The sequence below is a fragment of the Pusillimonas sp. T2 genome (assembly GCF_002236805.1).
Taxonomy (GTDB): Bacteria; Pseudomonadota; Gammaproteobacteria; order Burkholderiales; family Burkholderiaceae_B; genus Neopusillimonas.
Genome location: NZ_NIQA01000001.1, coordinates 352,576 through 375,390, shown reverse-complemented (window position 1 = coordinate 375,390; position 22,815 = coordinate 352,576). Strand labels below are relative to the sequence as shown.

Annotated in this window: 20 protein-coding genes; 8 read left to right on the top strand and 12 right to left on the bottom strand. The window is 57.4% G+C overall.

The features are described 5' to 3' along the window. Positions 1-2: 2 nt before the first annotated feature. Together PuT2_RS01680 and PuT2_RS01675 are read left to right on the top strand one after the other, a co-directional pair. Positions 3-1,184: a 5-(carboxyamino)imidazole ribonucleotide synthase gene (locus tag PuT2_RS01680; protein WP_093969289.1), complete on the top strand. Its 1,182-nt coding sequence runs from the start codon at positions 3-5 to the stop codon at positions 1,182-1,184. After that, complete coding sequence (locus tag PuT2_RS01675; RefSeq protein ID WP_093969288.1) at positions 1,181-2,278, top strand: L-threonylcarbamoyladenylate synthase; 1,098 nt, start codon at positions 1,181-1,183, stop codon at positions 2,276-2,278. The genes PuT2_RS01680 and PuT2_RS01675 overlap by 4 nt, the downstream gene beginning before the upstream one ends. Positions 2,279-2,335: 57 nt before the next feature. Here the strand turns inward: PuT2_RS01675 and PuT2_RS01670 are convergent, their stop codons facing one another. The 9 genes from PuT2_RS01670 to PuT2_RS01630 form a co-directional block, all read right to left on the bottom strand. Beyond that, positions 2,336-3,046 (bottom strand): ABC transporter ATP-binding protein, encoded by a 711-nt coding sequence (locus PuT2_RS01670; protein ID WP_093969287.1) that lies wholly within the window; start codon positions 3,044-3,046, stop codon positions 2,336-2,338. Continuing rightward, positions 3,043-3,792 carry an ABC transporter ATP-binding protein gene (locus PuT2_RS01665; protein ID WP_093969286.1) on the bottom strand — a complete coding sequence of 250 codons (750 nt, stop codon included), beginning with the start codon at positions 3,790-3,792 and terminating at the stop codon, positions 3,043-3,045. Before PuT2_RS01665 ends, PuT2_RS01670 begins: the two co-directional genes overlap by 4 nt. An 11-nt stretch (positions 3,793-3,803) precedes the next feature. After that, entirely contained in the window at positions 3,804-4,736 is a 933-nt protein-coding gene (locus PuT2_RS01660; RefSeq protein ID WP_370318044.1) for a branched-chain amino acid ABC transporter permease, read from the bottom strand. Positions 4,737-4,805: 69 nt separating this feature from the next. Beyond that, the gene (locus tag PuT2_RS01655; protein ID WP_093969284.1) at positions 4,806-5,687 is read right to left on the bottom strand and encodes a branched-chain amino acid ABC transporter permease; all 882 of its coding nucleotides are present in this window, start codon (positions 5,685-5,687) and stop codon (positions 4,806-4,808) included. 25 nt (positions 5,688-5,712) lie between these two features. Beyond that, a complete protein-coding gene (locus PuT2_RS01650; RefSeq protein ID WP_093969283.1) occupies positions 5,713-6,873 on the bottom strand; it encodes an ABC transporter substrate-binding protein in 1,161 nt (386 codons plus the stop codon). 79 nt (positions 6,874-6,952) lie between these two features. Next, a complete protein-coding gene (locus PuT2_RS01645; protein WP_093969282.1) occupies positions 6,953-7,783 on the bottom strand; it encodes an alpha/beta fold hydrolase in 831 nt (276 codons plus the stop codon). A 3-nt stretch (positions 7,784-7,786) separates the two neighbouring features. After that, entirely contained in the window at positions 7,787-9,340 is a 1,554-nt protein-coding gene (locus PuT2_RS01640) for a benzoate-CoA ligase family protein (protein ID WP_093969281.1), read from the bottom strand. A 71-nt stretch (positions 9,341-9,411) separates the two neighbouring features. Continuing rightward, positions 9,412-10,953 (bottom strand): 3,4-dehydroadipyl-CoA semialdehyde dehydrogenase, encoded by a 1,542-nt coding sequence (locus PuT2_RS01635; protein ID WP_093969280.1) that lies wholly within the window; start codon positions 10,951-10,953, stop codon positions 9,412-9,414. A 144-nt stretch (positions 10,954-11,097) separates the two neighbouring features. Further along, positions 11,098-11,565 (bottom strand): DUF4863 family protein, encoded by a 468-nt coding sequence (locus tag PuT2_RS01630; protein ID WP_093969279.1) that lies wholly within the window; start codon positions 11,563-11,565, stop codon positions 11,098-11,100. 174 nt (positions 11,566-11,739) lie between these two features. On the opposite strand from PuT2_RS01630, the gene PuT2_RS01625 reads away from it, so the two are divergent. From PuT2_RS01625 to PuT2_RS01605, 5 genes are all read left to right on the top strand, one after another. Next, a complete protein-coding gene (locus PuT2_RS01625) occupies positions 11,740-12,672 on the top strand; it encodes a helix-turn-helix transcriptional regulator (RefSeq protein ID WP_233574901.1) in 933 nt (310 codons plus the stop codon). 127 nt (positions 12,673-12,799) lie between these two features. Then, entirely contained in the window at positions 12,800-14,458 is a 1,659-nt protein-coding gene (gene boxC / locus PuT2_RS01620; protein WP_093969277.1) for a 2,3-epoxybenzoyl-CoA dihydrolase, read from the top strand. A 35-nt stretch (positions 14,459-14,493) separates the two neighbouring features. Further along, positions 14,494-15,921: a benzoyl-CoA 2,3-epoxidase subunit BoxB gene (boxB, locus tag PuT2_RS01615; protein WP_093969276.1), complete on the top strand. Its 1,428-nt coding sequence runs from the start codon at positions 14,494-14,496 to the stop codon at positions 15,919-15,921. Positions 15,922-16,058: 137 nt separating this feature from the next. Further along, the gene (boxA, locus tag PuT2_RS01610; RefSeq protein ID WP_093969275.1) at positions 16,059-17,333 is read left to right on the top strand and encodes a benzoyl-CoA 2,3-epoxidase subunit BoxA; all 1,275 of its coding nucleotides are present in this window, start codon (positions 16,059-16,061) and stop codon (positions 17,331-17,333) included. Positions 17,334-17,364: 31 nt separating this feature from the next. After that, entirely contained in the window at positions 17,365-17,814 is a 450-nt protein-coding gene (locus tag PuT2_RS01605) for a MaoC family dehydratase (protein ID WP_093969274.1), read from the top strand. Positions 17,815-17,819: 5 nt separating this feature from the next. On the opposite strand, the gene ggt is transcribed toward PuT2_RS01605, so the two are convergent. Next, positions 17,820-19,577, bottom strand: a complete 1,758-nt coding sequence (gene ggt, locus PuT2_RS01600; protein ID WP_093969273.1) for a gamma-glutamyltransferase — start codon at positions 19,575-19,577, stop codon at positions 17,820-17,822. Further along, positions 19,577-20,491, bottom strand: coding sequence for a LysR substrate-binding domain-containing protein (locus PuT2_RS01595; protein ID WP_093969272.1), 915 nt, complete (start codon positions 20,489-20,491; stop codon positions 19,577-19,579). Before PuT2_RS01595 ends, ggt begins: the two co-directional genes overlap by 1 nt. 177 nt (positions 20,492-20,668) lie before the next feature. Between PuT2_RS01595 and PuT2_RS01590 the strand changes: the two genes are divergently transcribed. Beyond that, positions 20,669-21,862 (top strand): acyl-CoA dehydrogenase, encoded by a 1,194-nt coding sequence (locus PuT2_RS01590; RefSeq protein WP_093969271.1) that lies wholly within the window; start codon positions 20,669-20,671, stop codon positions 21,860-21,862. A gap of 100 nt (positions 21,863-21,962) precedes the next feature. On the opposite strand, the gene purU is transcribed toward PuT2_RS01590, so the two are convergent. Further along, on the bottom strand, positions 21,963-22,811 hold the full coding sequence (gene purU, locus PuT2_RS01585) for a formyltetrahydrofolate deformylase (protein ID WP_093969270.1): 849 nt from the start codon (positions 22,809-22,811) through the stop codon (positions 21,963-21,965). Positions 22,812-22,815 lie beyond the last annotated feature (4 nt).

Here is a 22,815-nt window from a genome sequence, read left to right as displayed (position 1 = left end):
TTATGACTGCACTTCAGCATTCCATGCCTGTGCCGCCCGGTAGCTGGCTGGGTATGGTAGGCGGCGGCCAGCTGGGTCGCATGTTTTGCCACGCTGCACAAAGCCTGGGTTACAAGGTGGCCGTGCTCGACCCCGCAGCCGGCTGCCCCGCCGGGGTCGTTGCCGACCGCCATATTCAGGCCGCTTACGACGATCCTGCTGCGCTCGAGTTGCTGGGTAGTTTGTGCGCCGCGGTTAGTACTGAATTCGAAAATGTTCCGGCCGACAGTCTTCGTCGCTTGGCCAGACATTGTGCCGTCAGCCCCTCGGGTGATGCCGTCGCTGTGGTGCAAGACCGCATTCTTGAAAAAGCGTTTATTAAGCAAGCCGGTGTGCCTGTTGCACCGTATTGCGCCGTTACCGATCGCGCACATATTGCCCAGGCGCCTGACAATTTGTTCCCGGGTATATTGAAGGCAGCCCGGTTGGGGTACGACGGCAAGGGCCAGGCCCGGGTAACCTCGCGCGATGCAGCGCTTGAAGCGTTTGATGCCTTTGGCGGCGTGCCTTGCGTACTCGAAGCCATGTTGCCGCTGGCCGATGAAATTTCTGTGGTCATGGCACGGGGTTACGATGATGCCTGTGTGGTCTATACCCCAGCGCACAACGAACACCGTGATGGCATTTTGGCCGTTTCCACCGTCGACCCAGTAGCCGTCCAGTCGCGCCAGGCGCTGTATGCACAAGCGGCCCAGGCCGCTCAGCGCATCGCGGGGCAACTCGATTACCGTGGCGTTTTGTGTGTCGAGTTCTTCATTCTTGAAGACGGCAGCCTGGTGGCCAACGAAATTGCCCCACGTCCGCATAACAGCGGTCACCATACCATTAACGCCTGCGTATCCAGCCAGTTCGAACAACAAGTCAGGGTCATGGCAGGCTTGCCCTTGGGTTCGGCGCATAGTCATAGTGCGTCGGTCATGCTCAATATTTTGGGTGATTTATGGTTCGATGCGGCTGGTAATATGCGCGAGCCCGATTGGGCCGGTGTTTTGGGGTTCGATCATGCTCACTTGCATTTATATGGCAAGGCCGAGGCCCGCAAAGGCCGGAAGATGGGCCATATCACTGTAACTGGCGCAACGCTCGATCAGGCCCGGGAACAAGCCGCGGGCGTCGCTCGCGTGTTGGGTTTAGCCTATTCATGACGCGAGCTGCCGGCCCTACCGATATCGATGCCGCGGCGCGTCGGCTGGTCGCTGGCGGGCTGGTCGCCTTTCCGACTGAAACGGTTTATGGTTTAGGCGCCGATGCTGAAAATCCCGCTGCCATTGCGGGTATTTATGCGGCTAAAGGCCGGCCCTCCGATCACCCTGTCATTGTCCATCTTGCACCGGGGGCCGACCTGGCCTATTGGGCAAAAGACATTCCTGACGTCGCCTATGCGTTGGTTGAGGCGTTCTGGCCAGGTCCGCTGACGCTTATTTTGCCGCGCGCCGATCGCATCCCCGATGCCGTCAGTGGCGGGCAAGATACGGTTGGTTTGCGGTGTCCGTCGCACCCGGTAGCGCAGCAGTTACTGGCGCAATTTGCCCGGCTTAAAGGCGGGCAGGGCGGGGTCGCTGCACCATCGGCCAATAAGTTTGGACAGGTGTCGCCCACAACGGCCGATCACGTCCGCACCGAATTCCCCGAGCTGGATGATTCCCGTCTGCTCGTACTTGATGGCGGCGCCGCCCAGGTGGGTATCGAGTCGACCATTCTGGATGTATCGCGGTTAGGTAAGGGTGTGCCGCCGGCGCTGCTGCGGCCGGGGCATATCAGTGCGGCCCAAATTGCCGATGTCATCGGCGTCATGCCGTCATTGCAGGCAGGCACCGATGCGCCGCGCGTGTCGGGTTCATTGAAAGCGCACTACGCGCCTCATACGCCTTTGGTGTTGCTGGGGCGCGATGAGATCCAGACAGCAGCTCAGCGCCTGGTTGCTAAAGGTTCATCGGTCGTGGCCGTGGGCTTTGGTAACCCACCCGTCGGGTTTGTCCCTGCCGATACGGCGCTGCGCCACGCAGAGAAAAACGAAGGCGCCCGTGACCCAGGCATCGATTTTTTAGGTAACGCCCGCTTGCTGTGGGTGCAGGCACCAGAAGACCCGCACGCTTATGCGCATGCGCTTTACGCACAGTTGCGCGCCATTGACGCGCTGGGTGCAGACCAGATCATGCTGGAGCGCCCGCCGGAAACCGAGGCGTGGCGCGCTGTGAATGACCGTATCGGGCGCGCCGCCGCCGCGTTTGGCGGCTGACGCCCGATATCATTTAGATGGCGGTGAGATGTACCCCCGCCGTGTTGACCCAGACGTTTAAACGCCCAGATACCGCGTCAGCAGGTCGGGTTGGTTAATCAACGTGGCGCTTTCTTTTTCTTCGACTACCACGCCTTTTTCAAGTACGACGCAACGGTCAGTGTTGGCCAGTACCTTGCGATAGTTGCGGTCGACAATTAGCGTGGCTACGCCGGTGTCTCGAATGGTGCCGATAATGCGCCAGATTTCGGCGATGATCAGCGGCGCCAGACCTTCGGTGGCTTCATCAAGAATCAGGATGTCGGGGTTGGTCATCAGGGCGCGACCGATAGCCAGCATTTGCTGCTCACCCCCGGACAACTGTTGACCACCATGTTGCAGGCGCTCGGTCAGACGAGGGAAGGTCTCCAGCACCCGTTCGTATGTCCAGTCGTTGCGGCCATTAAACCCGGGGCGGGCGGCTACCAGCAGGTTTTCGCGCACGTCTAGGTTGGGGAAAATACCGCGCCCTTCGGGTACGTAGGCAATACCCTGACGGGCCACTTGGTGCGGTTCTGATCGGGTGTGGTCGGCACCTCGAATTTTAATGCTGCCCGCTGTGGGCCGGATATGACCCATGAGGGTGCGGATTAGTGTGGTCTTGCCCATGCCGTTACGGCCCAGCAATCCGATAGACTCGCCTGCATTGATTTGCAAGTTCACGTCGAACAGGATGTGGCTTTCACCGTAGTGGGTATTGATGCCCTGGGCGTCGATCAGGACGGTCATTCTTCTTCTCCCAGGTATGCGGTTTGTACGTCGGGGTTGTGCCGGATGGATTCGGGGTCGCCATGCGCAATGACACAGCCGTTAACCATGACCGTGATCTCGTCGGAAATACGGAAAACGGCGTCCATGTCGTGTTCGACCAGCAAAATGGCGTGCTCTTTCTTAAGGGAGTCGAGCAAGTTCAGCATGCGGTCGGTTTCTTCGGCGCCCATGCCCGCCAGCGGCTCGTCGAGCAACAGGACTTTGGGGTGAGTGGCCAGGCACATGGCGATTTCGAGCTGGCGCTTGCCGCCGTGCGAGAGCAACCCGGCTGGCCGGTCGGCGAACTTGGCCAGCCCGGCCAGCTCTAGAGCGCGGTCGGCGGCTTCGTTACTGTAAGTGCACTTGCTGGCCGGGAAGGCCCAGCTCCAAAATTTTTGATGGTTCGACTGGGCCGAAATACGGCAGTTTTCGTGCACGCTGAGCGATGGAAAAATAGTGGTGCGTTGATAGCTGCGACCCAGGCCTGCCCGGGCGCGGTCGGGCTGCGGCCAGCGGGTGATGTCTTTGTCGAGCATAGTAATGTTGCCCTCGTTGGGCGGGATTTCGCCAGACAGGACGCTGACCAGTGTTGATTTGCCTGCGCCATTAGTGCCAATGACGGCGTGTACAGACCCCTGGTTAAGGTCGACTGAAACGCGGTCGATGGCCACCAGCCCACCGAAGCGGCGTGTGATGTTCTTGGCCGATAAGAGTGTTTTAGACATGCGTAATACCTTTACTTGGCCGTTGCCGGTGCGGTGGAACGATTGCGGCGGGCGCGAAGTTGCTCGGGCAGCCCAATAAGACCTTTAGGCATGAAGGCAACGAGCGCGATAATGGCCAGACCAAACGTTAAGTGCCAGTGGATGGCAAACGACCCGAAGATAGCCTCGGACTGAAAGACCTCTTGCAACAAAATAAGGCCGATAGCCCCAATAACGGCGCCCCAAAGGCGACCCATGCCCCCCAAGATAACCATAAGCAGCACCAGGCCGGACTGCTCCCAGGCGAGTAGTTCGGGATTAACGTAGCCATCTTTGACGGCATACAGCAGGCCGGCTAGCCCTCCGAATGCGGCGGCTATGACATAGGCGGTAAGTTTGTAGCCAAACGTAGAGAAGCCGGCGGCGCGCATGCGCTGTTCGTTGACGTGAATGCCGGTGAGCGCAGCGCCAAAGCGCGAGCGCATCAGCATGGTCAGAAAGCCCCAGGTAAACAGCAGGCAAGCCAGGGTGAACAGATAGAAGGTATAGCTGTTGTCGATATTAAGAATGACCCAGTCGCCAATGCGAAGCTCGGGGCGTACGTACAGGTAGATGCCGTCGCTGCCGCCACCTAGTTTGGTGTCGTGGAAGACGTAGTAAGCCATTTGCGCGAAGGCCAGCGTCACCATGATGAAGTAAATGCCTTTGGTGCGCAGGGCGAGTGCGCCGGTAATAACGGCATAAGCCATGGCACACAGAATGGCGGCGGGGATAACCCACAGCATGTTGCCCGACGCGTACTCGGGCGACAGCAGGGTGACCGCATACGCCGAGATGCCGAAAAATGCCGAATGCCCCAAGCTGACCAGCCCCGTGCAGCCCACCAGTAGTTGAAGGCTTAGCGCAAACAGGGAATAAATCATGATCTTGATGATCAGAGCGGTGTAGTAGTCGGCGGTGACCATGGGCAACAAGGCCGTGATGATGACCAGAACTGGCACCAGAAGGGTACGAAATGAGGATTGCATACGTCGTTAGCCTTGCTTGAACAGCCCCTCGGGCTTGAATAACAGAATGGCGGCCATCATGAGATAGACCAGAACCCCAGCGGCTTGCGGGAACAGAACTTGACCGAAGGTGTCGACAAAGCCAATTAGCATGGCGGCAACAAAAGCCCCCTTGATTGACCCGATGCCGCCGATAACGACCACGACGAAGCAAATAATAAGAATGGCATTACCCATGCCCGGATATACCGATGAAACGGGTGCGGCAATGGCGCCGGCCAGCGCGGCCAGGGCAACCCCTAGAGCGAAAACAATACGGAACAAACGGTTGATGTCGATACCCAGCGAATTGATCATTTCACGGTTGCTGGCGCCGGCGCGGATCATCATGCCCAGGCGGGTGCGGGCCAGCAGCCAGTACATAAGCAGGGCAACCACAATACATACGGCCGAGATGAAAAGGCGGTAAGTGGGATAGGTCATGACGTCGCTAAGCGCAATAGTGCCGCTGAGCCAGTCGGGCGGTGATACACCGTGAACGTCGTTGTCGATGATGATGCTGCGCAGTTCTTCGAAAACGAGAATCAGGCCGTATGTCATGAGGACCTGTTGCAGGTGCTCGCGGGTGTACAGGTAACTGTAAAACGCCCATTCTAGAAAGTAGCCCAGTATGGCGGCCAGAAAAATGCAAGCCACAAGGGTGGTTACAAAGCCCCCGCCCAAATACTGAGCCACAAGGGGCTCGAGGGCGAAGGCCATGTAGGCCCCGATCATATAGAAACTGCCATGCGCCAGGTTGATGATGCCCATGATGCCGAAAATGAGCGTAAGCCCGCTGGCAACCAGGAACAGCAACAACCCGTACTGTATGGCGTTAAGACACTGAATTAAAAATATGACCGGGTCCACGTGGCCTCCTACTGATTTATTGTTATTAGTTCATTTTGCAGCCAACCGACGGATCGGCCAGCGCTTTTACTGCAACCTTCACAGGTACGTTGTCTTCGCCTTTAACTTCGCGCAAGTACATGTCTTGCACAGGGTTACCCGACTTGGACAGCGTGAATTTGCCGCGAGGGCTGTCGATGGTAGCGTTGCGGATGGCATCGCGCATCTGGTCTTTTTTGGCAACGTCGCCACCGACGGCTTTCAGGCCGGCGTCGAGCATTTGCGCGGCGTCGTAGCCCTGAACGGCATAAACGTCAGGCGGCAGCTTGGGGAAGTTCTTTTTGTAGCTTTCGCGGAAGGCGTTGTCGCGTTCTGTGTTCAGGCCGTCGGCGTAGTGCAACGCCGTCAGCAGACCTTGTGCCGATTCTCCCTGAGCTTTTAGGGTGCCGTCGGTCAGGAAGCCGGCGCCGACCAGTTCGATATCTTTGCCCAAGCCAGCTGCGGCGTAGTCTTGTACGAATTTGACGGCACCACCACCCGCAAAGAAGGTGTAGACGACATCGGGCTTGGTGGCCGCGATTTCAGTCAGCAGGGGCTGGAATTCAACCTGAGGGAAAGGCAGTGTCAGGTGTTTGACGACTTTGCCACCGGCTTTTTCAAAAGATTCTTTGAAGCCATCGGTGGACTCTTTACCTGCAGCGTAGTTCCAGGAAATAGTGACCGCATTTTTGTGGCCTTTTTCGGCTGCAGCGGCGCCCATGGCGTAGCCCGGTTGCCAGTTGGAGAACGACGAACGGAATACGTTTTTGCTGCACAGGGGGCCGGTGATGGCGCCTGCACCCGCGTTGGGGATGATCAGGGTGGTGTCGGAATCGGTGGCGGCCTTAGCCAGCGCCATGGCCACGCCCGAGTGCACTGTGCCGACCAGAATGTCGACCTGGTCGCGCTTGATCAGGCGGTTGGCGTTATCGGGGCCCTTGGACGGGTTGGACTCGTCATCAACACGGAAGTAGGTGATTTCCTGGCCGGCAAGTTTGCCGCCTTGTTCTTGAACATAAAGTTTGAAGCCGTTTTCGATGGCCTCGCCTAATTGCGCATAGGTGCCGCTGTAGGGCAGCATGAAGCCGACCTTGACTTCGGCGGATGCAGCACCTGCGCCAAAAGCCATCGCGACGGCGAGGGCGGTACCTGTCAATACTTTCTTCATTTGTCTACTCCTTGGTGTTGTCAATAAAGGTACTGCTGGAAACGCGTTAACGCGTAGAAAGAACCCTGCGGGTTAATTGTTATTTGTTATCGGCCTGAATCGGGTTCAGGTTTGTTATGAAATTGATCAGTGCCGCATTGAGTTGTTCTGGCTGGTCTTTGTGCGGCGAATGACGGCAGTCGTCAATGATACAGAGTTTGGTATTACTGACTACCCGGTGAATCCCTTGGATTTGATCGAGTGTGCCGTATTCGTCGTCCTTGCCCTGAATGGCCAAAACCGGGCAACGGATATCGGGCAAATACTTTTCAATATTCCAGAATTTGAACTCGGGGTTGAGCCAGATATCGTTCCAGGCCCAGAATGTCAGGTCGGGGTTTTGGTGATAGCGCGCAAACTTTTGTGGCAAATCGGTGTGTAAGTAGGCTTCGCGCGCCTTTTCGATGCTGGCGATGGTTATGTCTTCGACAAAAATATGCGGCGCTGCCACTGCAATGGCTTTAGTGCGTTCGGGGTACATGGCCGCATACAACAGCGCAATCGAGCCCCCGTCGCTATGACCATAAAAAACGGGTTTTTCGTTATCAAGCCCGAGCGCGGCAAGTACGGCAGGCAGGAAATGTTCGGCTTGGGTGTGCATGTAGCTGACCGGCCATTTTTCGTCGGCTGGCCGAGGTGTGCTTTGACCATAGCCATAACGCGAAAACACCAGACCTCGGCAGTTGGCCAGCGCGCAAAGCTGTTCGGGCCAGTCGCGCCACAGGGCTACCGAGCCCAACCCTTCGTGCAAGAAAACGATGAGGTCTTTGTCGGTTTTTTCGGGCGACAACAGCCTGCATTCGATAGCGTAGTCGCGGCCTTGCGCCGTAATGTTCACCATACGGTCAACCGCATTCAGCGAGCCCTGCATATCTTATTGCTCCTGGCGCTGACGCAGACGGAAACGCTGGATTTTGCCGGTGGCCGTTTTGGGCAGCTCGTTGACAAAATGAATGGTACGCGGATATTTGAACGGGGCCAGTTGCGATTTAACATAGGCCTGCAGCTCGGTTTCGATACCGCCATCAGCCGTTTTCCCTTCGCGCAGTACGACGTAAGCCGTTGTTTTAACCAGGCCTTGGTCGTCGGTAACCCCAATGACGGCAGCCTCGAGTACCGACTCATGTTCGATCAGCACGTTTTCAACTTCGACGGGTGAAACATACTGCCCGCTGACTTTGATCATGTCGTCGCTGCGACCTGCATAGGTGTAATAGCCTTCGGCGTCGCAAATGTACTTGTCGCCGCTTTTCAGCCAGTCGCCCAGCATGGTTTCGCGGGTTTTGGCCCGATTGTTCCAGTACATAATGGCGGCGCTGGGACCCTTGATGTAAAGGTCGCCTATGGTGCCGGCCGGGACTGCCTTGCCGTGGTCGTCGCGCAATTCAATTTCGTAGCCCGGCACGGGTTTGCCTGTCGTACCGTAGCGTACGTCGCCTGTCTGGTTCGAAATGAAAATGTGCAGCATTTCGGTGGAACCAATCCCGTCGAGGATATGGCATCCAAAGTGCCGGGTAAAACGGTCGCCCAGGTCTTTGGGTAGCGCTTCGCCGGCCGACGCACAGACGCGCAGGTTGACGTCGGCACGGGCGGGCAGGTTGGGCGATGCGAGCATGCTGGCGTAAAGCGTGGGTACACCGTAAAAAACAGTAGGTTTGTGTTGAGTCAGGCGTTTGAAAACAGCGTCGGGGGTGGGGCGTTCGCCCATTAGTACGACTGTGGCGCCGACCGACAACGGGAATGTCAAACCGTTGCCGAGCCCATAGGCAAAAAACAGCTTGGCCGCCGAAAAAACGATGTCGTCTTCTTTCAGGCCCAGTACGGGTTTGCCATAAAGCTCGGCCGTGTGCCATAAGTTGGCGTGGCAGTGGACGACCCCTTTGGGTTGGCCGGTTGAGCCCGACGAATAAAGCCAGAACGCAATTTCGTCGGCTTTGGTGTTGACTGCAGGCGCCTGGGGGGCGCGATCCATGAGCGACTCGAAGCTGTCGATACCTGCCGGCAATGTATTGCCGCCTTCCGCCACCACAATGTGGCGCACTTCGTTGTTAGATTGGCTGACCGCTTTTTGGACGGTGTCGAGCAGGGCAGGCGATGTGAAGATGGCTTGTGCCCGGCTGTGTTCGAGCATGTAAGCGTAGTCTTCGGCCGTAAGCAGCGTATTAACGGCGACAGGAACGACACCGCCGTGCATTGCGCCTAAAAACACCACGGGCCAGTCGATGGTGTCGTGCATAACCAGCAGAATGCGCTCTTCCCGGCGTATGCCCAGATTTTTAAGCAACCCGGCGAAGGTCGAGACGCGAGTCGCGAGCTCGCCGTACGTCATGCGGCGGTTGTCGTCGATATAAGCCGTTTTATCGGCGCGAGTCTGGTTGAGCTCGGTCAGGTAGCGGGCGTAATTCAGTTCTGCAGGGCAGGCTTGCATTGTTTTGTCTCCAGGATGAATCAGTACCCGGCGTCTTGTGTATGTTTTTATGTGACGCCGGGGGCAGGTGTTTAGTTCACGATTTTTTCGAGTACGCCGGGGGCGCCCTGAATGGCTGAAAGCCGATGGTAGAAACGCAAAGCGCGCAACCCGCCTAACTCTTCGCCGCCACCTGCACGCCCGGGGCCGCCGTGGTTTGACTGCGGCATGACGTTACCGTGACCGGTGTGGACTTTGGCGACATCGTTGTTGATCAGGTGAACGCGTCCGTGGCTTTCGGCCAGGCCGATGGCGGCTTGGGCCAGGAAATCGGGGTCGTTGCTGTACACCGAGGCAACCAGCGAGCCCATGCCGCGCCGGGCTAGCGTCAAGGCGTGGTCGGTATCGCGATAAGGCATGAGCGTGGCAACGGGGCCGAAGACTTCCATTTCGTGGACCAAAGGATGGGTGTCTGGGGTTTGCGTGCCGAACACGACCGGGGGAACAATGGCGTGTTGGTTGCCTTCGGCCTGGATGTTGATGTCTTTGCGACCGTCGAAAATAATGTCGCTGCAGGTTTCGAACTTTTGAATGCCGGCCACAATGGCATCGCGTTGCGCCGTACTGACCAGGCTACCCATGCGAACACCCTCGATGCGCGGGTCGCCGACGGTAATGCCTTTGAGTTTGTCGGCCAACGCAGCGGCGACAGCAGCGTAGCGGGCTTGGGGTACCAGAATACGACGGATCGCGGTACATTTTTGGCCCGACTTGATGGTGAGTTCGCGCACCACTTCGCGCACGAGTAGCCCCATGGCGTCGTCGTCGGTGTCGGGGCCCAGCAGCGCACTGTTGACGCTGTCGGTTTCGGCATTGAAGCGTACGCCTTCGAGTTTGATTTTAGGATGGTTGCGTAACGAAGCGGCAGTGTCGGCAGAACCGGTGAACGAGACAACGTCGAGCGAATCAAGCGCTTCGAGCATATTGGCGGGGCGGCCGCATACGATACTGAGGGCGCCGGCCGGTAAAATGCCGGCGTCGATGACGTCTTTAACCATTTCGTGGGTAAGCCAGGCGGTGGCCGAGGCGGGCTTGATGACTACCGGCACACCCGAAAGTAATGCGGCAGCGGCCTTTTCCCAGAGCCCCCACGACGGAAAATTAAAAGCGTTGATGAATAAGGCAAGACCGCGCACCGGTACCAGAATGTGCTGTGTGGCAAAGGCGTTGTCGCGCGCCAGTGCGTCGGCAGTGCCGTCGGCCATTAGCTGGCCGGCAGTCAACTTGCTACCCAACTTGGCGTAGTACGACAGGGTGTAGATACCGCCGTCTACATCGACGGCACTGTCGTTTTGTACGGTGCCCGAGTTTTTTAACGAAATATCGAAGTATTTGTCGCGGTTGGCTTGCAAGACCTTGACGATAGCCCCGAGAAGCTCGGCCCGTTGTGCATAAGACAAGGCACGCAGAGCGGCACCGCCCTGGTTGCGGGCAAACGCGTAGGCGGCGGCCATGTCGAGACCATCGGCGGTGACGCTGGCCAGGGTGTCGCCCGTTACCGGATCAAGCACCGGGCTGCCAGCGCCGGCGCCTTCTTGCCAGCGACCTTCAAGGTAGTTTGCGAGTTTGTTCATGACAATATTCTTTACAGTGGGGCGGGCATAGCCACCGGGGTTAACGTCGTGTCGGCGCAATACACGTACACGACAGGGGCGAACCGTCTGGCCTGACGCTTTTCCGGCGGTGCGCCGGGGCAGTTTGGTCAAGCCTTTTGGGGGTTAGCGCCGGGTAAATTCGATAGCGCCTTGCGGCAGCAGGTACAGCACCAGCGCGCGGCCTTTGCGCACGGTGGGGCTATGAGCGGTGTCGGGGCCGTAAACCAGCCACCCAGCCGGATGGCCGTCGAATTCGGCACCGTTGTCGAGGGGCATGATGAGGTCGATTTCACCGTTTGGGTGACGATGGTGCGGACCGGCAAGGTCGTTCATGTCGACGACATCAACCGAGTACCCGTTGAGAGACTCTGAAGGTTTGATGACGCGGCCGTAACGAATGCCGCCTCCCTCGTATTGGCACATCCAGCCTTCGGCAACGCCGGTTTTACAGGCCGCGACAATGTCGTTGTACATCGACCCGCCGGCCGGGAAGGCGGTATTCAGGTCGTTTTGCAAAGCGTTATCCAGGGGACGCGACCCAATGTGGTCGGTGACCTGTTTGATCAGCTGCTGAAATGTCTCGGGGGTCATTGTTATGGTTTCCTGTTCTGCCGGCGCGACAAGCAAAATACTGCAATGCGGACTTGGCATTAAACTGCTTGCTGCGTCGGCCAAGTTATCGCGACAAGGTTAAAAATTAGGGCTTTTCTTCAATATTGTCAAGCATTATAATGCATGTCATACCATTCATTAGGGTTAATCAGAGTGAACAATAAAGCACTAAGGCAACCGCTCGAGGCCCGCGAGGACGCTGGCGGGCAGGACCGAGACCCTTACCTTATTGCCTTGGGTGAGCGTGTTCGCAGTTTGCGCTCGATTCGTGGCATGACGCGCAAAGAATTGGCCCGGGCGGCGCAGGTGTCCGAGCGCCACCTGGCCAATCTCGAGCGTGGGTTGGGCAACGTTTCTATTCTGGTGCTTTTGCAAATTGCCAAGGCGTTTAATTGCGTGTTGGCCGAAATCGTCGGTGACGTCACGACATCCAGCCCCGAATGGCTGCTCATTCGCGAGTTGCTGCAGGGTCGGTCTGAGCACGATCTGCAGCGTGCCCGCGAAACGCTTGCCCAGTTGTTCGCCGGTCAGGTGGGGCAGGTCGGTAAAAACCGTAGCAAGCAAATTGCGCTGGTGGGCCTGCGCGGCGCAGGCAAGTCAACCATTGGCCGCATGCTGGCGGCCGACATCGGTTATCCGTTTATCGAACTCAGCGACGAAATCGAGCGTGTCGCGGGTTGCGGCATTCTTGAAATTCACAGTCTTTATGGGCCCACGGCCTATCGCCGCTACGAAAAGCGTGCCCTCGAAGAAGCCCTGCAGTTATATCCTGAAATGGTTCTGGCGACGCCGGGTGGTATTGTGTCCGAACCGGCCACCATGAATGTAATGCTTTCGCATTGCTACACCGTATGGCTCAAGGCCACGCCCGAAGATCACATGGCGCGGGTGATGGCTCAGGGCGATTTCCGACCCATGGCCGGCAACAACGAAGCCATGGCCGACCTCAAGCGCATTTTGGCCGGGCGCGAGGCGTTTTATTCCAAGGCCGATTACGTGTGCATGACCAGTCAGCTCAGTCTCTCAGAGGCTTTTGAAGGGCTGCGCAACCACATCCGCGAATTGGCGGGGCTATCTCTGGTCTAGCTGCATTTTAGTGCAAACATGCATTTTTTTGCATGAACCGTGTTGACGACCCGCTAATGTTGCATTATTATGCACACAAATTCATTAGATGCATTATTATTCAGGTTACCAAAGAGGAGACCCTTCCATGACTGAAGCCGCATCCCGCGTAGAGTTTCGCACCGACCCCAGCCAGTACAAACACTGGGACCTCAGCTTTGACGGTCAGGTTGCCACGCTGGCAATGGACGTTAATGAAGACGCTGGTTTGCGTCCTGGTTACAAGCTGAAGCTCAACTCGTACGACCTGGGGGTCGATATCGAGCTGCACGACGCCCTGCAACGCATCCGCTTCGAGCATCCCGAAGTGCGTACCGTGGTGTTGACCAGCAAGAAAGACCGCATTTTCTGTTCTGGTGCCAATATTTTCATGTTGGGTCTGTCTTCGCATGCCTGGAAGGTCAACTTCTGCAAATTCACCAACGAAACTCGCAACGGCATTGAAGATACCAGTCGCAACAGCGGTATCAAGTTCATTGCCGCGGTAAACGGTGCGTGCGCGGGTGGTGGTTACGAAGTCGCCCTGGCTTGCGACGAAATCCTGCTCGTCGACGATCGTTCTTCGGCCGTATCTTTGCCCGAAGTCCCGCTGCTTGGCGTATTGCCCGGTACCGGCGGTCTGACTCGCGTGACTGACAAGCGCAAGGTGCGTCACGATCGTGCCGACATTTTCTGCACACTGGTCGAAGGTGTACGTGGCGAACGTGCCAAAGAATGGCGTCTGGTCGACGACATTATCAAGCCTGCTCAGTTCGAAGAAGGCGTCAAAAAGCGTGCCGCCGAACTGGCCGCAACCAGCGATCGTCCCGCCGATGGCAAGGGCGTTGCGCTCACGCCGCTCAAGCGCGAAGATGCCGCCGATTCAATCACTTATCAGTACGTTCAGGTTGTCATCGACCGCGAACTGCGCACTGCCACACTGACCGTCAAGTCGCCGTCGGCCGATGTGCCCACCGATATCGCCGGTATCGAAGCCCAGGGCGCCGCCTGGTGGCCACTGCAAATGGCACGCGAACTCGACGATGCCATCCTGCAATTGCGTACCAACGAACTTGATGTCGGTACCTGGATCCTCAAAACCGAAGGCGACAGCGCACGCGTGCTGGCAGCCGACGAAACCCTCAAAAAATTTGCCGATCACTGGTTCGTCCGCGAAACCACCGGCATGTTGCGTCGCACGCTGGCACGTCTCGATGTCACCTCGCGTTCGCTGTTTGCTCTTATCGAGCCAGGTTCATGCTTTGCCGGCACGCTGCTCGAGCTGGCGCTGTCAGCCGACCGTACCTACATGCTCGACGACCCCGAGACCGACACCCCTGCACAGATCGTGGTTAACGACCTCAATTTTGGTACCTACCCCATGGTCAGCGCGCAGTCGCGCCTCGAACGCCGCTTCTACGAAGAAGCGCCGGCTCTTGACGCAGTACGTGCCGTCATGGGTCAGAAATTGTCGGCACAAGAAGCCGAGAAACTTGGCCTTATCACCTTCGCACTTGACGATATCGATTGGGCCGACGAAGTGCGTATCGCACTCGAAGAGCGCCGTGCCTTGTCGCCTGACTCGCTGACGGGTCTTGAGGCCAATTTGCGCTTTGGTGTGAAAGAAACGATGGAAACCCGTGTGTTTGGTCGCCTGTCGGCCTGGCAGAACTGGATTTTCTATCGGCCCAACGCTTCGGGTGACAAAGGCGCCCTCAAGCTGTACGGCAAAGGTGAGAAACCCAGCTTCGACTGGAATCGTGTGTAAATCTGCGACGATTGAAACTAACAGGAGTCAACAAGATGTCCGGTATCAACTACTCAGAGAAAATCCCCAACAACGTCAACTTGTCCAGCGACCGTACGTTGCAACGTGCGCTCGAACATTGGCAGCCTAACTACCTCAAGTGGTGGGCAGACATGGGCCCCGAATCGTCGCAGAACATGGACGTTTACTTGCGCACAGCAGTCAGCGTCGACCCAAGCGGCTGGGCTCACTTTGAACACGTCAAAATGCCTGATTACCGTTGGGGTATCTTTTTGACGCCGCCCGAGCAAGATCGCAAGATCCACTTCGGTGAGCACATGGGCGAAGCAGCCTGGCAAGATGCGCCCGGTGAATACCGCGCAAATCTGCGTCGTATCATCGTTACGCAGGGCGACACCGAGCCTGCGTCCGTCGAGCAACAACGGCATCTGGGCCTGACCGCGCCGTCGCAATACGACCTGCGTAACCTGTTCCAGGTGAACGTTGAAGAGGGCCGTCACCTGTGGGCCATGGTTTACCTGCTGCACCGCTACTTTGGCCGCGATGGCCGCGAAGAAGCCGATGCACTTTTGCAGCGTAACTCGGGCAGCGAAGACAGCCCCCGTATTCTGGGCGCGTTCAACGAGAAGACCCCCGATTGGCTCGCGTTCTACATGTTCACGTACTTTACCGACCGCGACGGCAAGTTCCAGTTGTGTGCTCTGGCAGAATCGGCCTTCGATCCGCTGGCTCGCACCACCAAGTTCATGCTGACCGAAGAAGCGCACCACATGTTTGTGGGCGAATCGGGCGTGTCGCGTGTTCTTCAGCGTACCGCGCAGGTCATGAACGAGCTCAAGACTGACGACCCCGGTGCGATCCGTCGTGCTGGTGTTATCGACCTGCCGACCATCCAGCGTTATCTGAATTTCCACTTCAGCGTAACCGTCGACCTTTTCGGTGCCGACCAGTCGTCTAACGCTGCTACGTTCTACACCACCGGCCTGAAAGGTCGTTACGAAGAAGGCAAGCGTACCGATGATCACGTTCTGAAGAACGACACCTACCGTGTGCTGGAAGTCAAAAACGGTCAATTGAACGAAGTCGAAGTGCCTATGCTCAACGCACTGAACGAAGTGCTGCGCGACGACTACATCAAAGACTCGATGGCTGGTGTTGCTCGTTGGAACAAGGTGCTCGAAAAAGCAGGTGTCGATTTCCGTCTGACTGTGCCGCACAAGGCCTTCAACCGCAAAATCGGTACCTTGTCGGGTATTCGTGTTTCGCCCGATGGCCACGTACTGACCGAAGAGCAATGGAATGCCAACGTCGACAAATGGCTGCCCACCCCCGAAGATCGCGCTTTCGTGGCTTCGCTGATGGGTCGCGTAGTCGAACCCGGCAAATTCGCCAACTGGATCGCACCACCGGTCATGGGCATTAACCGTCAACCCATCGACTTCGAATACATCCGCTTCAACTAATTGATGTACCGGTGGTAACCTCGTAATCGGGCGTATGCGCTTGGCATCCGCCCGATTATCGATTTAGCATTTGTTTTATATAAAAAGTCGCATGGGCCGGCAATCTCGCCGCTGTGCGTCCAGCTAGGAGACTCCTGATGACAGCAGCGTCGGCCGTTACCGTAAAAAAACAGCACCTGATCGACCCTGAAATTTGTATTCGCTGCAATACGTGCGAAGAAACCTGTCCGATCGACGCGATCACCCACGACAGCAATAACTACGTGGTTGATGCCGCCATTTGTAATGACTGTATGGCTTGCGTGCCGCCGTGCCCCACAGGCGCCATCGACAACTGGATTCAGGTCGTCAGCAGCAATACCTACTCGATTGAAGAGCAGTACACCTGGGACGAACTGCCCGAGCCCCAAGAGGTGCCCGAGGGCGTTGCCCAAGATTTGTCAGAGCCCGTAGATGCGCCCGTGGCTGATGCGCGTTCGACCACCGTGGCCAACGATGCCACCGATCTGGAGAACGTGCCTTTTACCGCCGCCGGCGCCACGATTCCGCCCTGGTCGGCTGCACACCCGTACGTCAACTTGTACACCCACAAGAACCCGGTGTCGGCGACCGTTGTGGGCAACTACCGTGTTACCGGCAGTGATACCGAAAGCGATATCCACCACATTGTGCTCGATTTCGGCGACCACCCCATGCCGGTGCTCGAAGGCCAGTCTATCGCTATTTTCCCGCCCGGCACAGACGCTAAGGGGCGTGCCTACCACGCGCGCCAGTACTCTATCGCCAGTCCGCGCGATGGCGAGCGCCCGGGTTACAACAATCTATCCATTACCGTTAAGCGTGTAACAGCAGACCACGATGGCAATGCCGTTAACGGGGTGTGTTCAAACTACTTGTGCGACCTGCAGAAAAACGACGTCGTCAAGGTCATTGGCCCCTTCGGCAACAGCTTCTTGATGCCCGATTTGCCCGACGCCAATCTCATCATGATATGCACGGGCACAGGTGCAGCGCCTATGCGTGCCATGACCGAACGCTGCCGCCGTCTGGCCAAAGACAACAAATACGACGGTACGCTCATGCTGTTCTTTGGTGCTCGTACCGAGCGCGAACTGCCGTACTTTGGCCCGCTCATGAACCTGCCCAAAGATTTCATCGATATCAATCTCGCCTTGTCGCGTGATGCCGATAAGCCCAAGCAGTATGTTCAAGACCTCATCCGCGAACGTGCTGACGATGTGCTCGATCTGTTGAACGACAGCAAAACTTGCATTTATGTTTGCGGCTTGAAAGGCATGGAAGAGGGGGTGCTGGCCGCCTTTAAAGATATTGTTACGGCCAGCGGCCAGAAATGGGAATCGGTCCACGCTGAACTTAAAGCCAAAGGTCGGCTACACTTCGAAACTTACTAATTCCTAACTTCCTAGATACAGGTTGTGTGAAATGAAATTCAGTGAGTTTCAAGTGGGGCAGGTGCTGCACCACCCGCCCGTCGTTCTTTCTGAAGCTGAAATGATCGACTTTGCTAAAAAGTACGATCCACAGTGGTTTCATACCGACCCGGCTGCGTCTAAAGACGGCCGCTGGGGCGGTGTTATTGGCAGCGGCTGGCTCACCTGTAGCTTGGCCATGCGCATGGCTGTCGATGCCGTTTTGCACGATTCCGAAAGCTTTGCGTCGCCAGGCGTTGAGAAAGTCCGCTGGATTCTCCCGACGCGTCCCGGTGATGCGTTGCGCCTCGAAATGCGTGTCGACTCGGTGCGTGTGTCTTCGTCGCGCGATGACCTGGGCATTTTGCGCTGGACCTGGAGTATGTTCAATCAGCGCGATGAACAAGTGCTCGAGCTCGAGGCGACCAGCCTGTTTGACTTGGGTGCGACGCCCAAGTCCTGACGTTCTTATTGCCCCAGTGCCAGACCCTCACGACGAGGGTCTGCGCCGCCATGCAGGCGGCCTTCGGGTGTAATGACAATGCCTTGCAGGCCGCTGGGCATGGCCCGTTCGGTAACACGGTGCCCCATGGCTTTTAACGTGGCCACAACCCCAGTCAACGACGTGTCTGCTTCAATTTCGGTGCCATAGTTGCGGCTGCCGCGGTTAGGCAGGTTAATCGCCTGTTGTATATCCAGTCCATACCCCAGTACACCCAGCAACGTCTTGGCCACATAATTGATGATGGCCGTGCCCCCGGGTGCTCCTATAGCCATGTGTAACGTATCATCTTTAAACACCATCATCGGCGACATGGCGCTTTTGGGACGTTTCCCCGGTTCGACCCGGTTGGCTAAAGGGCGGCCCAGATCGTCGGTGCCTGCCAACGAAAAGTCGGTTAACTGATTATTGAGCAAGAACCCGCGAACAAATAGTTTGCTGCCAAAGGCCGACTCGACAGAGGTCGTCATTGATACGGCGTTACCCTCGGCGTCGACAATCGAGACATGTGTTGTTGAGGGCGTGTCGGGGCTGTTGTCGGTACCAAAGCGTGCCAGGTCAGCGCCCGGCGGTTGCCCCGGCATGGCTTTAGGCATGGCCTGGTTTGTGCTGATCAGCCCCGCGCGCTGACCTAGATAGCTGGGGTCCAGCAAGCCTTGTACAGGCACCGGCACGAAGGCTGGGTCGGCAATGTAGATATCGCGGTCGGCATAAGCCAGCTTGCCCGCCTCGGCAAAATAATGGACGGCCTGCGCGCTATCGGGCGGATGGCTTAACACAGGCGTGTGCTCAAGCATCGACAAAATTTGCATCACGGCAAGCGGGCCTGAGCTGGGCGGTGGCGGGCCGCAAAGCCTGTAGGCAAGATAGGGCGCGCATAGCGCCTGGCGCTTGATAGGCTGGTAGGTTGCCAAATCAGTCAAAGACAAATCGCCGGGCCGATCGTGCGACTGGACGGCCTGGACGATGTCTTGGGCCACAGCGCCACGGTAGAACGCGTCCACCCCCTCGGCGGCAATCCGACGGTACAGGGCGGCGAGCGCCGGGTTTTTAAGGGTATGCCCGACAGGCCAGGGTTTGCCGTCTGGAGCGTAAAAATACGTGCGGGCGCTATGGCTTTGATGCAGGCTTCGGCTGCTTGCTATCAGGGCATGCAGGCGCGGTGATACCGCAAAGCCAGATTCGGCCAGTCGAATGGCGGGTTCAAATAAACGGGCCCACGGCAGGCGTCCTTGTTCTTCATGCATTAAGGCAAGGCCGCGCAGCAAGCCCGGTACGCCGACCGACAAGCCGCTGTTGACGGCCTCACCATAGTCAAGTACGCCGTCATCATCATGAAAACGTGATGTTCCGGCGCGTGACGGTGCAGTTTCGCGCGCGTCATAGACGATGAGTTGTTGGCCCGGTTTATCGTACGCAAGTATGAAGCCACCGCCGCCGATGCCCGAGGACTGAGGCTCGACCAGCGTAAGCACCCACTGTGCGGCGATGGCTGCGTCGGCCGCGCTTCCGCCCGCACTGAGAATCTCGAAGGCGGCCTGCGTTGCCAATGGGTTGGCGGTAGAGGCCATGAACGACGAGGCCGTTGCCAGGGCGTGGTTGCCGCGCCCGGTTGCTGCTTCAGGGTCTGGGGGCGGTGCATCAGAATGAATAGCAGTGCAGCCTGCGCCCAGAATCAGCGCCATACCTGCAAAGCCGTGTTTGAGTGCCGACCCAAGTCGCATCAGGTGTCCTTCGTTTGTGGTGGCCTATCGGTGACGAGTTCAGTCAGCCATTGTTCAAATGCTTTTAGGGCATCACCTTGTTCAACATATGCAGGGTAACTGAAGTAATAAGACTGTCGCATGGGCAAAGCCCCTTCAAAGGGAACAGCCAGTGCTCCGCTGGCCAGCGCCTCGCGCGCTAAAAATCGAGGAATCAGCCCTACGCCCAGGCCCGCATTCACTGCCGCGAGCACCATGGTAAAGAGTTCGTAACGCGGCCCGGCCGCAATAGAGGGGCTGTAGGCCAGGCCTTGCGTGCGATACCAGTCACGCCAGGCATCCGGGCGTGACATCACATGCAGGTGGGGTAAAGACGACAGGCCTTCGGGGCTATTTCGGGCGGCTTCATACAGCCGTGGCACACAAACAGGCAACATGGCTTCTTCGTCGAACAGTTTGATGCCCCGCGTGCCTGGCCAGGGCTGTTCTGCATGGTAAATGGCCGCGTCGAAGGGGTGGTCGGCAAACTGAAACGGCAGTGTCCGTACCGACAGGCTGACGGCAATATCGGGGTGCCGCGCACGTAACTGCGGCAAACGCGGGATTAGCCATGTGGTGGCGAGGGTCGGTAGTACGGCAATATGCAGGCTGTGCCCGACGCCTGCGCGTGACATCAGACCTACGGTGTCTTTTTCTAGCTGCTCCAGGTGGTGTCGCACGCGCGCGGCGTACTCGGCACCGGCGTCGGTCAGGGCGATGCGGCGCCGGACGCGGTTGAACAGTGCCACGCCCAGGCGTTCTTCAAGGCCCGTTACTTGGCGGAATACGGCACTATGGGTTAATGCAAGTTCTTCGGCCGCCCGCGAGAACGACCCGAGGCGTGCTGTGGCCTCGAAGGCTTGCAACGCGCCAAGATTGGGTACACCGTTTCTCATTGTTTCCCCGCAATAGATTCAACGTGCGCATTTGTCACGACATTGTGCAATTTTATCAATTGCATTGTGCTTATAACTCACATAACCTGTTGCTACTCGCCGCAGTCCGCTTGTCAGCGGCCGTTTTTTCGGCAAAAATACTTTAAACCTAAACATATCCCTACGGAGCACCTCATTATGTCATCGGCCCCCTCATTCAACTGGGAAGACCCCCTGTTGCTCGATTCGCAACTTACAGAAGAAGAGCGCATGGTGCGCGACGCCGCTTATGCGTACGCCCAAGACAAACTGGCCCCTCGCGTTCTCGAGGCTTTCCGTCACGAAAAAACCGATGCAGCCATCTTCCGCGAAATGGGTGAGCTCGGTCTGCTCGGCGCTACTATTCCCACCGAATACGGCGGTTCGGGCCTGAACTACGTGTGCTACGGCCTTATCGCCCGCGAAGTCGAACGCGTCGACTCCGGCTACCGCTCCATGATGAGCGTGCAGTCGTCACTGGTTATGGTGCCTATTAACGAATTCGGTAGCGAAGAGCAAAAACAGAAGTACCTGCCCAAGCTGGCCAGCGGCGAATGGATCGGCTGCTTCGGCCTGACCGAACCCAACCACGGCTCCGACCCTGGCGGCATGGAAACGCGTGCTGTAAAAACCGCCAGCGGCTACAAGCTGTCGGGCGCCAAAATGTGGATCACCAACTCGCCTATCGCCGATGTTTTCGTTGTATGGGCCAAGTGCGTTGGCGGCGATTTTGACGGCAAGATCCGCGGCTTCATCCTTGAAAAAGGCATGAAAGGCCTGTCAGCCCCTGCCATCCACGGCAAGGTCGGCTTGCGTGCCTCTATTACGGGCGAAATCGTCATGGACGAAGTCGAAGTCAGCGACGAGCAAATGATGCCCGGTGTCAGCGGTTTGCGCGGCCCGTTCACTTGCCTGAACTCGGCTCGTTACGGTATTGCCTGGGGTGCTTTGGGCGCCGCCGAGTTCTGCTGGCATACCGCTCGCCAGTACACACTCGACCGCAAGCAGTTTGGCCGCCCCTTGGCACAAAACCAGCTGATTCAAAAGAAACTGGCCGACATGCAAACCGAAATCACGCTGGCATTGCAAGGTTGCCTGCGTTTGGGCCGCATGAAAGACGAAGGCACCGCTGCCGTCGAAATCACGTCCATCATGAAGCGTAACTCTTGCGGCAAGTCGCTCGACATCGCCCGTTTGGCGCGCGATATGCTGGGCGGTAACGGTATCTCCGACGAATTCGGCGTTGCTCGTCACTTGGTCAACCTCGAGGTCGTCAACACCTACGAAGGTACCCACGACGTTCACGCTCTGATTCTGGGCCGTGCACAAACCGGTTTGCAGGCGTTCTTCTAATACGTTTGTGACCCTGAGCCGGCGGGTTTGGCCGTCGGCGATCTAAACAAAAAACCCCTAAATCTATTTAAGACTTAGGGGTTTTTTGTATCGCTTTGGGTTAGCGGAACACCACCGTGCGGTTGCCATTGAGCAAAATGCGATGCTCGACATGGCTGCGAACCGCGCGGGCAAGCACCAGGGATTCGACATCGCTGCCGACCTGGGTTAATTGCTGTGCGCTCATGGCGTGGTCGACACGTTCGATGTCTTGCTCGATGATTGGGCCTTCATCCAGGTCGGACGTGACGTAGTGGGCGGTGGCGCCGATAATTTTCACGCCACGGGCATGTGCCTGATGGTAGGGGCGTGCACCCTTGAAGCTGGGCAAGAAACTGTGGTGAATGTTAATGGCCCGGCCAGACAAGGCCCTGCACATTTCGGGCGACAAAATCTGCATGTAGCGGGCCAGTACGACCAAGTCGATTTTTTCTGATTCGACCAGATCCAGAATTTTTGCTTCCTGCGCGGCCTTGGTTTCGGGTGTGACCGGGAAGTGATGGAAGGGTACGTTGTGGGCTGCGGCCATACCGGCGTGGTCGTTATGGTTCGATACGACGCCCACTACGTCGACATTCAATTGACCGCTATGGGTGCGGAACAGCAGGTCGTTAAGGCAATGGCCTTGCTTGCTGGCCAGAATAAGCAATCGGGCCTTGCGTTTGGCATCGTAAATACGGGCCTGCATTTCGAATTTTTCTGCAATCGGCGCAAAACGGGCCTCAAGGGCTCCGGCGTCGTGATGCTCGGGTAGTTTGAAATGCACACGCAAAAAGAAGCGTTCGACTTCGGTGTCGCCGAATTGCTGGGCATCGATAATATTGCCGTGAAGGGACAGCAACCAGCCGGTGACGCTGTGCACGATACCAATACGGTCTGGGCAAGACAAAGTCAGAATGTAGTCGTTCATTGTG